Source organism: Micromonospora fiedleri, from assembly GCF_016774385.1.
Taxonomy (GTDB): Bacteria; Actinomycetota; Actinomycetes; order Mycobacteriales; family Micromonosporaceae; genus Micromonospora; species Micromonospora gifhornensis.
This window is the reverse complement of record NZ_JAETXL010000017.1, coordinates 22,060-37,605: the sequence shown is the minus strand read 5'-3', so window position 1 is coordinate 37,605 and position 15,546 is coordinate 22,060. Positions and strand designations below refer to the sequence as shown.

Sequence of the window (15,546 nt, the reverse complement as noted above, 5' to 3'; positions counted from 1 at the left end):
TGCCCGGCGACCCGCCCGTGCCGATCACCGTCTGGCCGGTCCCCGCCCCGAACCGGGGTGAGACCATGTCCAACGCGATGGGCGTGCGGCTGGTCCACAACCTCACTCACCCGTCCGACCTGATCATCGACCTGGCCGGCGGGCCGCAGTTGGCCCGCGCGGTCATCGCCGCCCGCCGCCGCAGCCACCTGCACACGCCTCGGCAGGTCGGCTGGGGCCGGGAGGCGGCGACCCTGATCGTCACCGGCTGGCCGCTCGCCGACACCACCTCGCCGGTGGACTTCTTTCTCCGCTGCCGCGAAAGCCTTGTGTCCGGCGGCTGCGTGGCGGTGCTGCTGCCGCACGGCGACGTTGTCCTGCCGGTCGACGTGGTCATCGCCGCGAAGCGGGCCGGGCTGGCGTACCTGCAGCACATCGTGGCGGCCGACCGACCGCCCCGACGTGGCCAGCAGACACAGCTCGACATTCATACCGACGTGCTGATCCTGACTCGCAGCACGGAGGCCGAGGACGCCGATGGTTGAGTCCATGCCGGTCACCTCGGTCTGGTTGACCTGCCAGATACCTGCTCGTGACCAGCGGAGAGGCCGATACGTCCCGGAGACCTCCAGCCATCCGGCCAAGATGCTGCCCCACCTGGCCGCCCACGCGATCAGCTCGTACACCGCCCCGGGCGATCTGGTGTTCGACCCGATGTGCGGGTCCGGCACCACCCTGGTGGAGTCCATGCACCTTGACCGAGACGGGATCGGGATCGACATCGAGCCCCGCTACACCGCCATGGCCGAGGCCAACGTCGCCTTCGCCGCGTCGAAAGGCGCGTCCGGGGCGGCGCAGGTGCTCACCGGCGACGCCACCGGGTTGCTCGATCTGGTGCCCGCGTCCGCGGTCGGCCGGGTGGGACTCCTGCTCACCTCGCCGCCGTACGGGCGCGGGACCCACGGTCTCGTGCGGGCCACGAGTACCGGGGTACGCAAGCGGGACCACCAGTATGGGGACCGGGAGCGCGGCAACCTGGCCTACGGCGGTTGGTCTCGCTTGCTCGACGGGTTCGCCGCAATTCTGGCCGCCAGCTACCCGCTGCTGCGTCCCGGCGGGACCGTGATCATCACCTGCCGACCGGTACGCCGCCAGCGGGACGACTTCATCGACCTGCCCGGCGAACTGCTCGCTGTCGCCCGGTCGGTGGGGCTGGTCCCGGTGAAGCGGGCTGCGGCAATGCTCGCCGCCGTCCGCGACGGGCAGATCGTGCACCGGGCCAACATGTTCGGCCTCCTGGCGGTGCGCCGCGCCAGGGACGACGGCATCCCTGTGCACCTTGTGGCGCATGAGGACGCGCTGGTCCTACGTCGCTGCTAGGGGACGGGTTCCCGCACCCCGGTACCCCGGTATCGGCTGGTCGGAGCGGGACCCAGCGGCAGCCTGCCACCGGGACGAGGTCCCGCAGCCCCGCAGGGTCCCGCTCCGACGGGCAAACCTGACAAGGGAAGGGGCCATCGTCGGGCTGTCAGGTGCTGCCAGGTGGCCGAACCTGACAGCCCGACCGTCGAGGCTCCCACACGCCTAGCCTGAAGGCTCTCCCTACTTCCTATGTGCCTCTGATCTGACGCCTCGCGCGACGGCAACGCGCCCACCACTACCGGTCGGCCGCCGTCGCCAGCCTCGGATCTGGCACCCACAAACCCGCGCCCCTCGCCCACGCGATCGGGACGCGGGATCCCCATCCCTTGAGGCGGTCACCACCCGGTGGCCGCCTTCTTGCTGTCCTTTGGAGCACGACATGCTCAAGCCCCGCTGGTACCTGACCGACATCGACTGGTTCTCCCACCTCCTCATGGGTCGTAGCGCCGAAGCCGTCCGCTGCCTGGAACGCCGCGCGATCCACCAGATGCGCCACACCCTCACCGGCCCGCACCGTCTGGCGGTGAGGGCATGACCGCGCCCGACGTTCCCGCCATCCCGGTACGCCTGGCCCGCCGGCCCGTCATTGGCGGGCTCGTCGTCCCCTGGATCACCGCCCGCACACCCGATGGCCGGTACCGCTTCGGCAACGTCGACTACCACCGGCAGCTCGAGGCGCTGCGCGACCGGCTCTGCCAGACCTGCGGCGGCCCGCTCGACCCGGCGCGGATCGTCTTCGCGATGCGCGACAGCGACCTACGGGCGTTCATCAGCCACGAGCCGGGCATGCACCCCGTGTGCGCCGCTTACTCCGCCAGCGGATGCCCCATGCTGGCCGGTCGGATCAGCCACTACCGGGCGACCCCGCTCGCCGCGCAGCTTGCCGACCTCGGCGTCTAGTTTCCACGGCGACCCCGCCGGCACCCGCCCAGCGGCACCCGCCGAGCGCTGGAACCTGCTTTGGGCCACCGGGTACCGGATCACCACACACCCCCTGACCGGACAGCCCGCCGCGATGGTGCTGCCCGAGCAGATCCTGCGCGCCCGCCCGATCGGCCCGCCCGCACCGCTGCGAAGCCCCGTGACCGATCCCGCATCCCACACCTGACCTCGAACTGGAGCTGCCATGACCCTGCACGTTATCGACGTCTATCACAACGCCGACAGCCGGTTCTTCCCCTACGAGCCCGGCCATACGCTCACCCAGGTCATCACCCACTGGCGGCACCTGCCCGCCACCGCTGCCCCGGAGCAACTCGCCGACTGGGCTTTCCACGTCTTCAACGCCGACCTTGACCACCTGGAGACCGAACGGGCGACGCCGAACGGGGAGGCGGACTTCCTCATCGCCTGCACCTATCGGCTGCTGCGGCTGCGCTCCCTGTCCACCGGCGACGTCGTCGCCGTCACCGCCAACGGCCACACCACCTGGCTGGCGTGCGAGTTCGTCGGCTGGAAGCGCATCGGCCCGCCGACCAGCCTTACCGGCGGACCGCTCACCGCCGCCACTGTCTACCAGCACCTGCGGCGAGGTCGCCATGCGTGAGCACCCCTGCGAGCAGCACTCCCCGGGACATCACACCGACGCTTGCCTGACCGGGCCGTGCGGTTACTGCGGCACCAGCCTGCACACCATCGCCTCCGGCGAATGCCGGTCCTGCCTGCGCATCGTGTGCGAGGCATGCGACGCCGGCTACCACCCCGACCTCGGCCCCATCTGCCACCCCTGCACCCAATCCGGCACCGGCGGCGGCCCGGACCCGGCCAGTCCGCCGGACGGTCAGGAACTGCACCGGCTGTGCGTGTTCGAGGTGGCCCTGAACTGTGGCCACCTCGTCACCCTCGCCCGGACCGGCTGGTACCCGGTCTCGGTGGCCTGCTGCAACCGGCTCGGCGGCACCATCCTGCACGGCGTCTACATGCCCTACACCTCCCACGTCGACCTGGTCAACCTGCGGTCCGAGCGCTACGAGCATCGACCGAAAGGCACCCCGAGCGATCCCGACCGGGTCACCGACCGGCGGCCCCGCACCGACGAGCCCTACCAGTCGCCGTACCCCGGCGGAGACGCCCACTCCGGCCGCTACCCGGCCCGCGTTGGCGCCACCTGGAACCTCGACGGATCCGTCCCACCGACCGCCCCCCACTGACCCTCGACCGACACGTCGAGGACGCCGCCCTCCGGCGGCGCACACAGAAAGAGCGGCCCGCCAGAAGGCGGGCCGTCATCGCATCTGGACCCGGGACGCCACGCCACGGCATGCGCGTCCCCGGGTTCATCCCCTGAAAAGGAGTTTGGCTATGCCAACCCCACCCAAACGCCTGTGGTGGCACCTCGATGACGTGCTGCCCCTGGCCGAGCACGCCCTCGCCGCACGAGAGCACCGGATCACCGGCCAGCAGGTCCTCGCCAAGGCCGCCACCAAAGCAGCGTTGATCTGGGACTCCGAGCCCGACGGAGACTGGATCGGCTCCAACGGCGTACCGCTCTGGTACGACAAGGACGGCAGCCCACGACGCGTTCAGGCCCACACCTGGCTGCACACCCCCACCGGCACTCGGGGAACACCCGGCCAACCCGACCGTGCCGCCGGCTTCCTGCGCCTCGACCGCACCTACCGCGACCCGAAACGCCAATCGTTGATCAAGCTGCTGCGCCGAGGCGCCGCAACCGGCGGACACTGGCTCGCACTCGACCCCACCGCCCTGCACACCACCGCGGGCGTCGAAGTCCTCGACCACCGCGACGACATCGCCCCTCCCGACGCCACATGGGCGCCCGCGACCGTGACCGCCGACGCGGTGGCCGAACTGGAATACCCCGCCGTCGTCGCCGTCGACTACACCGCCCTCGGCGGCGTTCTGGCCCGCTTCGACTACGCCACCGTCCGCCAGATCGCCGACGACCTCGACCTTGTCCGCATCGGTGACATGCCCGGCGAGCACCCGATCATCACCTGGGACCACGACACCGCCGTCATCTCCTGGGAAGTCGACGACGGTCACACCACCCGCCGCGTCGAGGCCGACCGCGTCCACCCCGACACCAGCGGGCGGTACAGCCTCGCTGCCTACCTCTGGCCCTGGCGCACGACCACCACACATCACCCGGCCAGCCCAAACACGCAGAAGCAGGCCAGACCCTAACCACCCGACCGAGCGGGCAACGCCATTGCCGAGGAACACACCAAAGCCCGCCCCGCAGTGCCCGTGCCACGTGGGCATCGAGCACGCAAACGGCCCGCCAGAAGGCGGGCCGTCGTCGCATCTGGACCCGGGACGCCTCGCCTAGACAACGTACGCGTCCCGGGTTCTCCAACGAAGGAGGAACCCAGTGTCCACCACACTCCTCGTGATCGCCACCATCGTGGCGGCCACACTCGGGGTCGGAGTCGGCTACCTGTCCACCCGGCCGACCATCCATCGGCTGCGCAAAGAGCTAGCTGACGCCGCCTGGCAGCTGACCCACGACCCGCTCACCGGCCTACTCAACCGCACCGGCCTGCGCACCGTCCACGCCACCATCGCCGCAACCAGCGACCCGCAACCGCTCATCGTCATGCTGATCGACCTCGACCAGTTCAAAGAGATCAACGACACCCACAGTCACGACGCAGGCGACGACCTGCTCATGGAGACCGCCGACCGGCTGAACCGGCTCGCCCACACCTACGGCGGCACCGTCGCCCGCCTCTCCGGCGACGAGTTCGCCGCCATCCTGCCCGTCGGCCGCCACCCGATCAGCGACATCGCGGATCGGTTCAACAGCGTGATCGCCGCGCCGGTCAAGGTCCAGGCCGACAGTGGTCCGGTCGCGGTGACCGTCACGGCCAGCCTCGGCATCGCCGCCGTGGCCAGCACCGACCCGGTGCAGGACATCGCCCTGCACCGCGCCGACACCGCCATGTACCACGCCAAGCACCACGGCGGCGACCGTCACGTCCTCTACACGCCCGGCATGACCATGCCCGACCGGGAGCGCCGCCGTGGACCACGCCTGCGTGACCTGCGCCGCGACCAGCGGGGGAGCGTCGAATGAACCTCGCTACCCTCACCGCCTGCGCCACCTGTCACCACGTTCTCACCGAGGACTCGGATGGGGACCGCACCGTCTACCGGCATCCCGTCACCGAAGACCGGCACGACGTGGTGCCCGTTGACGCCAGCCAGCTCCAGCAGGTCTTCCACCGCTGCCACACCTGCACCGCCGGACTGCCCGTGTGGAACTACCGCACCAGCCTCATCCAGATCGGGGACCTCTCGGCTGGCGTCCTCGTGACCTACAGCAACCAGTGGCATGTCTGCTACCGCTGCGCCCAGCACATCGAGGCCGACGACTCCGATGCCCTCACCGCCCACTGCGCCGCCCTCATGCTCTGGCCACCCAGCAGCGACGAGTACGCGGTCCTGCGCACACTGCACCGCGGCATCGTCCTCGGCCGTGAAGGCAGAACACTGCTCACCACCGCCGACTGGCCGCCGGCCCGGATCACCGCCGAGATGCTGCCGAAGATCCGCGACCGGTTCACCAGGCTCCTACGTGGTCCTGCCGGACTGCCGGCACCCATCAACGACCCCGGCCAGCGCAGGACTCTGGCCAACCAACTCGACCTCGTACCCATGTACTGGATCAACCAGGAATTCACCGATCGGATCAACGAGGTCAGCGGCGACCAGCCCCCGGCGACGGTCACCGACGAACTCTCATCCTCACCAGCCGGACTGCTCGCCTGGCCCGAACCCGTCGGCGACACCCGGCAGCTCGCCGCCGTCTCCTGGACGCCCCACGCCGACGGCTGGCAGATCATCGGCTACCGCAGCATTGGCAGCGCCCTAGACGACGACCTGATGCCCGCGCTGCGACACGAGATCGGCTGGCTCGTACCGATCCACACCGATTACATCGCCCGCCGCGCCAAGCTCGACGGACGCCACCCCCTCGGCCCCCTCATCACCACCTGGCTCCTGATCAAACAGCAGCTGACCGAAACCGTACCGGCGAAACTGCCCAAGGGCACCACCAAGGCGTACCAACGCAACCAGCGCCCCGCCCCCGACGTCAGGATCGTACGGATCAAACCCCGCACCACCATTCCACCACCGCAACGGAGCCAACCCGCAGGCACTCGCACCCGGGCGAAACCCGATCACCGGTTCTGGGTCACCGGCCACGAACGCCAACAGCCATACGGCCCCGGCCGAAGCCTCCGCCGAACAATCGACATCGAGCCATTCCTCAAGGGATATGACGACCTACCCATCAAGCTGAGCAGCACCGTCCGCGTACTCGGCAGCCGGACCGCCGAGAAGGGACGGAGCACCGAGAACGGCTAGCCTTTGTGGTGGTGGGCTCGCCCACCACCACACATCCCGGCCTTTCTGCGCTTCGCCACTTGCAATCAACGCCCGGCAGGAGCCGACACCTGCGCACAGCTGGCCTGATCACTGCCATTAAGACACGGGACGTGCCGGCAGCAAACACGGCGCCTAAGGTCTAATGGCGGATGAGGATCCTGCCTCCGCTAACCATCTCGGTGACCGGACCGCGTCGCCGGGAATGGGCGGTTGCGGTCGATTTGGGCGACGTAGGGGCGCCCCCGCCACTTCACGGGCGCCCTCACGCTGTTGATGTCGCAGCTTATATGCCTTTGATTCAGGCTTGCCTGCTTGCATTCACTCTGACAAGTCGAGGTGGCGTAAGATTTCTTGAGCTAGATCAAGGGTGCCTGCGGCGACAAACTTCTGCCTCCGGTCCATTGCTCGCGAAATGTCGGACAATGACCGTAAATTGTAGTCAAGGGAAATCGGTTTTCCTGTAAGGTCAAGGACGACACCCCCGGCTGAATGTAGAATGTAGTGACCCGGGGCTAAATCCCATATCGCGAAGCCCTTGGCGAACTCCAGTACTCCCTCGGTAAAGCCTGTCGCCACATGGCAGAGGCTGACCGAGCCAAAATCAACCCCGATCCTGCCGCGACTCTTGCCGTCTTTATCGCGCTGATCCAGGGCGTTCATCAGGCGCTCTTGGCGACTTAATGGCAAGAGTCGCTCAGTAGGCCGCATGAGGAAGTTCGTGAGAAGCGCCTCCGATAAACGTTTAGGTTCTCGGTGGCCGAGCGCGTGATAAGTGCCATCGGCGGTATATGCATAAGCGTAGTCCTCGCCGTCCTCGTGCCGCGCTGCGACATATAGTCGCACATGGTGGTAAATATCGCCGACTACCGACACGATCGGCCGCGCGAGCGCCCGCGAGTAGATCATGATGTGCGTGTACCCGAGGAGCCCTCGGACAGCCAGTTCACTGGTGTCGAGGGGGTCGACAAGGATGCACAGATCCGGATCGCTCTCATTGCCGACGACTTGTGGTTCCGCTTCCTCGGAGGCGTACACAAACGAGCCGAGGTGACGGGCCATCAGCTCGCAATACCGCTCATGCAACCACATGTCGTGGACAGACAAGAAGTTGTCCGAGTGCCGGAGGTTCTCACTCTCGCCAACGTTGCCTGAGAAGGCGGCTTCCATTAGTTTCGGGCGGATCTCAAGCATGAGAGTTTCCACCACCTCCGCTGTCTTCCTGGCAAGTTCAGGCAGCTGGGCAACGTTTTCCATGGGTACCTTCCAGGTCTATCGTAGTTCAAGGGGTGGCTCAATGCCGGGCGGACTCATTGTTGCAGCTATGAATACTGCCGAGAAGTCTGCTGCTCGCATGATTTGTGAGCCCGTAAGGTCATCGAAGCTTGCTACTTCGAGGTCTGACCCCTTCGTCATCGCGCCGAAAACCGCGAAGTAGAGCAGTGCTTTCGGGTATCTGCGCCGAATCTCGCTGGCGATGAAGCCGACTACATCCGCATGCTTGACCTCGAAATCGCAGATAAGAATCGTAGTGGCCTCCTCGGCATCGGGGTAGAAGGAAGTTGAGTCGAGGACAATGCTGTCACGGACCTTGTTGCAGCGGAGGTAGCCTATGGCGCATCGGGAGAACTGGGCGGAAGCTAGGAATGTGGCCATTACCAAGCCTGCTTCGTTGACACCGAAGCAGATGTCGACCTCAAGGCGCCTTCCTAGGTTCTTTATTTGCCTTATTAAGCGCTCAATTCCAAAGCCGAAAGTCCACCAATCGATATCTAGGAGGTTCCCGGGACGGGGATTCGGTAGCGAAAACACGCATATTTCGGGGTTTCCGTAGTCGACAGTGGGGACCGTTAGGTTGAAGTCTGATCCAACGAGGTGGCCCCAGCCTTCGACTTGTCGGTCTAGTTGGGTCGTCGCGCTGACGACTCCTGGCGAATGACTACTCCTCCTGGCCGAAAATTTCTTTAACGATAACTGGTCTTCGGGAGGGAGTCGCTCATATGCCTCTGAAACCAGGTCACCTGGTGAAATGTCTTCGGCGGCGACTCCGAGTGGTCCCCGTCCATAGGCTTCGGCAAGAATGAGCAAGCTAGAGAAGTTCGGAGGTGATCCCGCGCCTCGGGCGCGCGCCCACGTCTCCCACGCATTTATCGTTGTTCCTCCGAGGCTTGTTTGATGTTCGGTCACCTCGTTATAGCGCAATGCTGCTTGGTCCTGTGAAAGCCCAGCGGCATAGCGGTATGCCTGAATACTGGGAACGTCCGGGTTTCGACTCATCAACTCAGCTGCGGCCGCCTTGACGGATTCTGTCTCACGCCACAGCTGCTTGCCAAGTCGAGCCAACTCCCGGCCACGCGCCTGCGGACTGACGCCCCGGCTCGTGGATGTGGAAATACCCATGGTGCCCCTTTCGGCAGGTGCTAGGGCTGTGATGGACGACGATCGAGAGCACCATACCCATCCTGCTGGGCAAACATGGTCCTGCGACGCGTTCGGGCTGGTCAGGATGCCCATAGATCGGTCTGCCTGCGGTCGCCCAGAAAGGTGTATTGCCAAGCATGAGCTGGAAGTGTCTGCGTCACGCCACCACCAGCTGTTGGGGCGACCGGACACGACGGTGTCAATCAAGCTTCGGGGAGCTGAGATGCGGTTGATGGAATCCGGTGTCCGTCGCGCGACCGGCGATGATGCCGCCGTCCTGTCCAGGGTGCTGGCGGACGCGTTGCTGAGTCAGCGGTTGGGTGCCTGGCTGGTGCCGGATGCGGCCGAGCGCCCGGCGGTGTTGCGACGGTACGCGCGGCTCGTCGTGGCGCAGGGGTTGGCACACGGCCAGGTCGACACGACTGACGACCATGCCGCCGTCGCGATCTGGTACTCGCGGCCGGCGACACCACCGGCGTCCGCGGTGTGGATGTACGACCTGCATCGGCTGCTCGGCGCGCATGCGACCCGGTTCGGTCTGCTGCACGCGTACGTCGACGCGGTGCACCCGCACACGGCGCATCACTACCTCGCGCACCTGGCGGTCGCCGCCGACCGTCGGCAGGCCGGGGTGGGCAGCGCGTTGCTGGCCGGCTACCACCGGTCCCTCGACGTGGTGGGGCTGCCGGCGTACGCGGAGGTGAGCACGGACCGTCCTCGGGATGGCCTGCTGGCCCGGCTCGGTTACGTGCCGCGGTCGCCGATCCTGCTGGAGCCCGGTGGTCCGGTGCTGTGGCGCATGTGGCGACCACCGTGCGCCGGACGATCCGGCGACGCCACGGGTGACGAGTTGCCAGCTCGGGTCCGTGCCGAGCGCACGGCGATTCCGTTTCGCGGCGCGCTGCTGCTGACGGCGTCACCGCGTTCGCCCTGAGCGGCACGGCTCTGACATCACGTTGATCACCTGCTGGCGTTTCGTCGGCCAGCGGGCCACCTCGTCATACCCAACTTCTGGAGGAGGACTGTTTCTCATGCTGACCACAGCCACCGATCCCGTCACCACAACCGCCCTACGACGGCGCAACGTGGGGCAGTGGTTGGCCACGCGACTGGGCTTGGCGCGTCCCGCTGGTGCCGTCCCGGACGCGGGAGCCGGAACGTCGACCGAGTTCGTGTGGGGTTACGCGATCCGGCGCGAGTGGCGCAACGGCAGCCACGACCTGTTCGGGTTCACGCCCGACAAGGACGTGGCCGAACGGCGCCTCGCCCGCGACCAGAGCTACTGGCATTCCGGCCCGGTGCGGCCGGTGGCGGTGTACCTGGTGCCGGTCAACGCCGCCGCCGTGGATCGGCATCCGGTGAAGGGTTGCCGTAGCTGGTCGTGCGCGGACTCGCCGCAGCGGGGGGAGTCGCGGTGACAGTGCAAGTGGGGTTGGCGCGTCGGACGTTGAGTCCGTTCGGGTTGTGGGTGTTCGGTGCGGCTGCTTCGGCGCCGATGGTGGTCCTCGTCGGTGGTATTCCCGCGACGTATGCGACCACCGGAGTGACGGCGCTGCCGTTGACGTTCGTTGTCGTCGCCGTGACGGTGGCATTGTTGGCGGTCGGCTACACCGCCATGGCACGTCAGGTGGGGCATCCGGCGGCGTACTACGGGATCCTCGCGCATGGCCTGGGCCGCCGGTGGGCAGTGGCGGGCGGGATGGTCGCGCTGCTGGCCTACAACAGCATTCAGGTCAGCTTGTACGGGCTGGTTGGTGCGACTCTCGCGGGCACGCTGGGTGGCGTGTGGTGGGTGTGGGCGGGCATCGCCCTGGCGGTGGTCGGGGTGTTGGGTGTGCGGGCGATCGTGCTGTCCACCCGGGTCCTGGTCGCCGTGCTGGCGGTGTCGCTGCTGATCGTGGCGGTGTTCGTGGCCGCTGCGCTGTGGCAGCCAGCTGGTGGGGAGGTGTCCTGGGAGGGCTCCGAGGCGTCCGGGTTGGCGGTCAGTGGCATCGGTGGCGCGGTCGCGTTGTGTGTGGCCGCGTTCATGGGCATCGACGCGGCGGGGTCGTTCGCTGAGGAGGCCGTCGACCGGCGGTCGATCAGCCGCGCCTGCATCGGTGGGGTGGCCGTGCTCGGCGCGGTCTACTCGATCGCGGCCTGGGCTATGGGCGTCGCGGTCGGGCCCCGGCAGGTCGCCGAGGCTGCTGCCGACCCGGCGGTGGGCTTGCCGTTCTTGGTTCTGGAGCGTGCTGGTAGCGGGTGGGTGGCCGTCGCGGGGGTCATGCTTGTTTTCGCGATCGTCACCTCGATGCTCGCGTTCCATTCCGTGATTGCGCGTTATGTGTTCGCGATGGCCCGGGAACACGTCCTGCCCGCCGGCCTCGCGCAGGCCAGTAGTGCGACTCGGGTCAGCGCGCCGCGTGGCGGGTCGCTGACCCAGACCGTCATCGCGGCGGTCGTGGTGGCCGCGTTCGCCGCGTCCGGGGCCGACCCGGTGGCGGTGATGTTCACGTGGCTGTCGACGGTGGGTGCGCTCGGCCTGTTGTGCCTGCTGTTCGCCGCATCCGTGGCGGCGGTTGCGGCATCGGAGGGCGTGCGTGGTCCGGGGCCGTGGAGATGGTCGTTCCGGGTTGCGCCGGTGCTGGGGCTGATCGGCGGGTCGGTGGTGCTGGGCTTGATGGTCGGCAACGTCGGATCGTTGCTCGGCGCCGCGCCCGGGTCGCTGTATCCGTTCCTGCTGCCCGCGATCATCGTCGCGACCGCCGTCGGAGGCGGGATGTGGGCCGGGCACCTGCGTCGGGTCCGCCCGCAGGTGTACGCCGCTATCGGCCGCGGCACGCCGAAGACCCACGCGGTCCCCGACACCGTCAACGTCTCGATCTGAGGCGGGAGCGAGGATGATGACTCACGCAGCCCCGCCGCCACCTGGGCGGCACTACGATCCGTTGGATCCCGGCTGGCGACCGGAGCATCCCCCAGCGGGCCATTCCGCCACCGGCTACCCGAGACCGGCTGGCCAGGTACCGGCGCAACCACCGCCGGGTTACGGTCCGGCGCGGGTACCCGCCGGCTACCCTCGCCCGCCTGAGGTCCCAACGGCACCGGTCTCGCCATCCGCCTCCACACCGGACCCGTACGGCCCGGTGTCGGAGCCCGTGGCCCCCATCGCCCCGGTGGGTCCGGTCGGGTCGCAAGGCCCGTACGGTCTGGCACCGGTGGACGAGCCGGTGACCGAGGAGGCACGCCGGTGGGCACATCTGCGTCAGCAGGTCGGGTACCGGCTTCAGCGAGCCAACGTCGGACACGTCCTGGCGGCCTTCGAGCGACTGGACCGCAGCGACGCCCTCGGCCCGCACGGTGTCGGGTTGCTGTATGTCGTACCGGCCGATCACCAGCCGCATGGGTTCGAGTTGAAGCTTGCCACCCGCCTGTTCCTGTCCTCGCCCGAGTCGAACGACCTGCACCGGGTCCTGGTCGACCTCGCCGCCATCGCACGGGACAACATCACCCGCGCCGCAAGGGCAGGACGCAGGTGGGATCCGCTCGGTCCGGAGAACTCCCTAGTCAACGGCGGTGACATGGCCCTGCCGTCCTCCGCCCGGTACGTCGGAGTCGCGGTGACCACGCTGGACTCCGAGATGGGGCCCTGGTACCAGGTCGCACGTCAGATCCGTGACCAACCGCTCGGCGGCAGGATGTCGATGTTCGACCTGCGCGGCCAGTGCTACGCCCTGCTGACCGACGGCACCGCCCTGTACGTGGACCAGAACCGCAACCGGTCGATCGGCGATACCGGGATCCGCTGCTCCAAGACCCTGGACCCCGACCGGGCCACGTACCACAACCGGTACGCGAACCTGACCGAGCAGGGCGACGACAACACCCGGCAGATGTGGGCACAGCTCGACGTCCTGCACGGTGTCCTCACTGACCACCTACCGGCCTGGCGGCCGGCGTGACCACCACTCCCGTCACCGACCTCACCGCTGCCGCGGACTTGAGCCGAGTGGAGATCGACGTCCCGGCCGTGCTCCAGCAACTCGTCGACCGGGCCGACGCCGCTGCGGCGACGAGCATCGGTTTTCCCGGCGCCGTGGACCTCGACTACAACGAGGTCGTAGCCCGCATGGGCAACCGGCTGTGGAACAACATCGGCGACCCCACGACTGACCCCGGCGGGGCAGCCCACACCAAAACCTTGGAGCGGGCCGTCGTCGCCTGGGTCGCCGAAACCCTGACCATGCCACCGGACGACCGATGGGGCTACGTGACCAGCGGCGGCACCGAGGGCAACCTCGCCGCCCTGCACGCCGCTCACCGCCGTCACCCCCGCGCGGTCGTCTACCACTCGACGGCCGCCCACTACTCCATCCCCAAGATCCTCGACATCATCGGCACCCGCGCGGTCGTCATCAAAGCGAACAGCGACGGCGAGATGGACTACACGCACCTCGCCGCGCAGATCCGGCGACGCCCCACCCGGCCCGCGATCGTGGTCGCCACCGCCGGCACCACCATGACCGAGGCCGTCGACGACACCACCCGCATCCACGACATCCTGGCCGCGCATACCCCCGGCGGGCACCTGCACGTCGATGCCGCGCTGTCCGGCATTCCCCTGGCCCTCGACGGCCGGTTGCGCCTCGACAGCAGCAGCGGCATCGGCAGCATCGCCGTGTCCGGACACAAGTTCTTCGGCGTGCCCACACCCTGCGGCGTGGTGCTCATCCGCAATCACGCCCGCACGCACAGCCGGCACATCACCTACACCGACACCGTCGACACCACCATCAGCGGCTCCCGCTGCGGACTGTCGGCAGCCCTGCTGTGGCACGCCATCGCCACCTACGGCCGGGAAGGCCACCGGTGGCGGGTCAGCGAATCCCGACGCCTCGCCGCCTACGCCGTCGACCGGCTCACCGCCGCCGGCTGGCCCGCCTGGCGACACCCGCACGCCTTCACCGTCGTGCTGCCCACCCCACCCGAACCCGTCCGCCGCAAATGGTTGATCGCCACCGACGGCGAGATCAGCCACGTCATCTGCATGCCCGGCGTCACCCGCAGGCAGATCGACGCCTTCGTCGCCGACATCGCCACCACATCGCCGACGGCGGCGATCCCGCGCCCCCGCGTACCAGCCGCACCGGAGAACACCCCCGCGTCCCTCGTTCCGCGCCGTCCACCGACTGACGGAAGGCAACCCCGATGACCCCTCATCCTGCCGCGAGCACCGACATCCCTCGCCCTACCGGCTACGTCTACCACCCGCTGTTCGCATGGCACGACACCGGCACCAGCGCCGGCCTGCGTCCCGCGGACCCGTTAGCAGGCGTTCAACCCGGCAAGCACGTCGAAGCCGCCGACGCCAAACGACGCACCCACGAACTGATCCACGCCTGCGGCCTGCTCCGCAAACTCGTCGTCATCGAGCCCCGCGAAGCCACCATGACCGAACTCCTGCGAGTCCACACCGGCGACCACGTGCAGCACATCAAGGAACAGAGCGAGCGCAGCGGCGGAGACGCCGGCGACGGCTTCAGCCCGGTAGGCCGCGGCAGCTACGACATCGCCCGACTTGCCGCCGGTGGCCTGGTCGAACTCGTCACCGCAGTCGTGAAAGGTGAGCTCACCAGGGGATACGCCCTGACGCGGCCACCCGGCCACCACGCCACCGCCGACACGAGTATGGGTTTCTGTCTGTTCAACTCCCTCGCGGTCGCCGCCAGGCACGCCCAAGCCGAACTCGGCCTGCCGCGGATCGCGATCGTGGACTGGGACGCCCATCACGGCAACGGCACCCAGTCGATCTTCTACACCGATCCGACCGTGCTCACCATCTCCCTGCACCAAGCCTTGTCCTACCCGCCCAACTCGGGTTGGATCCACGAACACGGTGTACGCGACGGCACCGGGTACGCCCTCAACGTGCCACTACCCGCCGGCAGCGGGCACGCCGCCTACGTCAAGGCCATGCGCCAGGTCGTCCTCCCGGCCCTCGACCGGTTCAAGCCCGACCTGATTCTGCTCGCGGCCGGCTTCGACGCGAACGCCTGGGATCCCATGTCCCGGCAGGTCCTCACCGCCGACAGCTACCGCACCATGACCCGACTCCTCGTCGACGCGGCCGACCGGCTCTGCCACGGACGCCTCGTCGCCGCCCACGAGGGCGGCTACAACCCGTGGTACGTGCCGTTCTGCGTCCTGGCGTTCCTGGAAGAACTGTCCGGTCACACCACCGGAATCCCGGACCCCTACGCCGACATCGCCGCCGAGTACGCCGCCGAACCCCTCCTGCGCCACCAAGACGAAGTGATCCAAGAGGCCACCGAGTTCCTCAAGCTCATCCGCCCGCCCACCACCGCCAGAACCAGCAACTGACAGCACGTCAGA

At 68.0% G+C, this 15,546-nt stretch carries 17 protein-coding genes; 15 read left to right on the top strand and 2 right to left on the bottom strand.

Going from position 1 to position 15,546, the window contains the following annotated elements:
• Positions 1–65 precede the first annotated feature (65 nt).
• The 9 genes from JMF97_RS29285 to JMF97_RS29245 all read left to right on the top strand — a co-directional run bounded on the left by JMF97_RS29285 (position 66) and on the right by JMF97_RS29245 (position 6,735).
• Positions 66–524, top strand: a complete 459-nt coding sequence (locus JMF97_RS29285) for a hypothetical protein (protein ID WP_238360385.1) — start codon at positions 66–68, stop codon at positions 522–524.
• The gene (locus JMF97_RS29280) at positions 517–1,359 is read left to right on the top strand and encodes a TRM11 family SAM-dependent methyltransferase (protein WP_203224481.1); all 843 of its coding nucleotides are present in this window, start codon (positions 517–519) and stop codon (positions 1,357–1,359) included. Before JMF97_RS29285 ends, JMF97_RS29280 begins: the two co-directional genes overlap by 8 nt.
• Positions 1,360–1,780: 421 nt before the next feature.
• Entirely contained in the window at positions 1,781–1,936 is a 156-nt protein-coding gene (locus tag JMF97_RS29275) for a hypothetical protein (protein ID WP_203224480.1), read from the top strand.
• Positions 1,933–2,301, top strand: a complete 369-nt coding sequence (locus JMF97_RS29270) for a hypothetical protein (RefSeq protein WP_203224479.1) — start codon at positions 1,933–1,935, stop codon at positions 2,299–2,301. The genes JMF97_RS29275 and JMF97_RS29270 overlap by 4 nt, the downstream gene beginning before the upstream one ends.
• Before the next feature lie 226 nt (positions 2,302–2,527).
• Entirely contained in the window at positions 2,528–2,947 is a 420-nt protein-coding gene (locus tag JMF97_RS29265) for a hypothetical protein (protein ID WP_203224478.1), read from the top strand.
• Complete coding sequence (locus JMF97_RS29260; protein ID WP_203224477.1) at positions 2,940–3,551, top strand: hypothetical protein; 612 nt, start codon at positions 2,940–2,942, stop codon at positions 3,549–3,551. The genes JMF97_RS29265 and JMF97_RS29260 overlap by 8 nt, the downstream gene beginning before the upstream one ends.
• 151 nt (positions 3,552–3,702) lie before the next feature.
• A complete protein-coding gene (locus tag JMF97_RS29255; protein ID WP_203224476.1) occupies positions 3,703–4,548 on the top strand; it encodes a hypothetical protein in 846 nt (281 codons plus the stop codon).
• Positions 4,549–4,735: 187 nt separating this feature from the next.
• A complete protein-coding gene (locus tag JMF97_RS29250; RefSeq protein ID WP_203224475.1) occupies positions 4,736–5,440 on the top strand; it encodes a GGDEF domain-containing protein in 705 nt (234 codons plus the stop codon).
• The gene (locus JMF97_RS29245; protein WP_203224474.1) at positions 5,437–6,735 is read left to right on the top strand and encodes a hypothetical protein; all 1,299 of its coding nucleotides are present in this window, start codon (positions 5,437–5,439) and stop codon (positions 6,733–6,735) included. Before JMF97_RS29250 ends, JMF97_RS29245 begins: the two co-directional genes overlap by 4 nt.
• A gap of 339 nt (positions 6,736–7,074) precedes the next feature.
• Here the strand turns inward: JMF97_RS29245 and JMF97_RS29240 are convergent, their stop codons facing one another.
• Entirely contained in the window at positions 7,075–8,010 is a 936-nt protein-coding gene (locus JMF97_RS29240) for an inositol monophosphatase family protein (RefSeq protein ID WP_203224473.1), read from the bottom strand.
• 15 nt (positions 8,011–8,025) lie between these two features.
• Positions 8,026–9,030 (bottom strand): hypothetical protein, encoded by a 1,005-nt coding sequence (locus JMF97_RS29235; RefSeq protein ID WP_203224472.1) that lies wholly within the window; start codon positions 9,028–9,030, stop codon positions 8,026–8,028.
• Between the two features lie 367 nt (positions 9,031–9,397).
• Between JMF97_RS29235 and JMF97_RS29230 the strand changes: the two genes are divergently transcribed.
• The 6 genes from JMF97_RS29230 to JMF97_RS29205 all read left to right on the top strand — a co-directional run bounded on the left by JMF97_RS29230 (position 9,398) and on the right by JMF97_RS29205 (position 15,534).
• A complete protein-coding gene (locus JMF97_RS29230; RefSeq protein WP_238360384.1) occupies positions 9,398–10,108 on the top strand; it encodes a GNAT family N-acetyltransferase in 711 nt (236 codons plus the stop codon).
• A 97-nt stretch (positions 10,109–10,205) separates the two neighbouring features.
• On the top strand, positions 10,206–10,592 hold the full coding sequence (locus JMF97_RS29225; protein ID WP_203224471.1) for a hypothetical protein: 387 nt from the start codon (positions 10,206–10,208) through the stop codon (positions 10,590–10,592).
• Between the two features lie 2 nt (positions 10,593–10,594).
• A complete protein-coding gene (locus tag JMF97_RS29220; RefSeq protein ID WP_203224502.1) occupies positions 10,595–12,040 on the top strand; it encodes an APC family permease in 1,446 nt (481 codons plus the stop codon).
• A gap of 331 nt (positions 12,041–12,371) precedes the next feature.
• Complete coding sequence (locus tag JMF97_RS29215; protein ID WP_307817136.1) at positions 12,372–13,115, top strand: hypothetical protein; 744 nt, start codon at positions 12,372–12,374, stop codon at positions 13,113–13,115.
• A complete protein-coding gene (locus JMF97_RS29210) occupies positions 13,112–14,365 on the top strand; it encodes a histidine decarboxylase (protein ID WP_203224470.1) in 1,254 nt (417 codons plus the stop codon). Before JMF97_RS29215 ends, JMF97_RS29210 begins: the two co-directional genes overlap by 4 nt.
• Positions 14,362–15,534: a class II histone deacetylase gene (locus tag JMF97_RS29205; RefSeq protein ID WP_203224469.1), complete on the top strand. Its 1,173-nt coding sequence runs from the start codon at positions 14,362–14,364 to the stop codon at positions 15,532–15,534. Before JMF97_RS29210 ends, JMF97_RS29205 begins: the two co-directional genes overlap by 4 nt.
• The last annotated feature ends 12 nt before the right edge of the window (positions 15,535–15,546 follow it).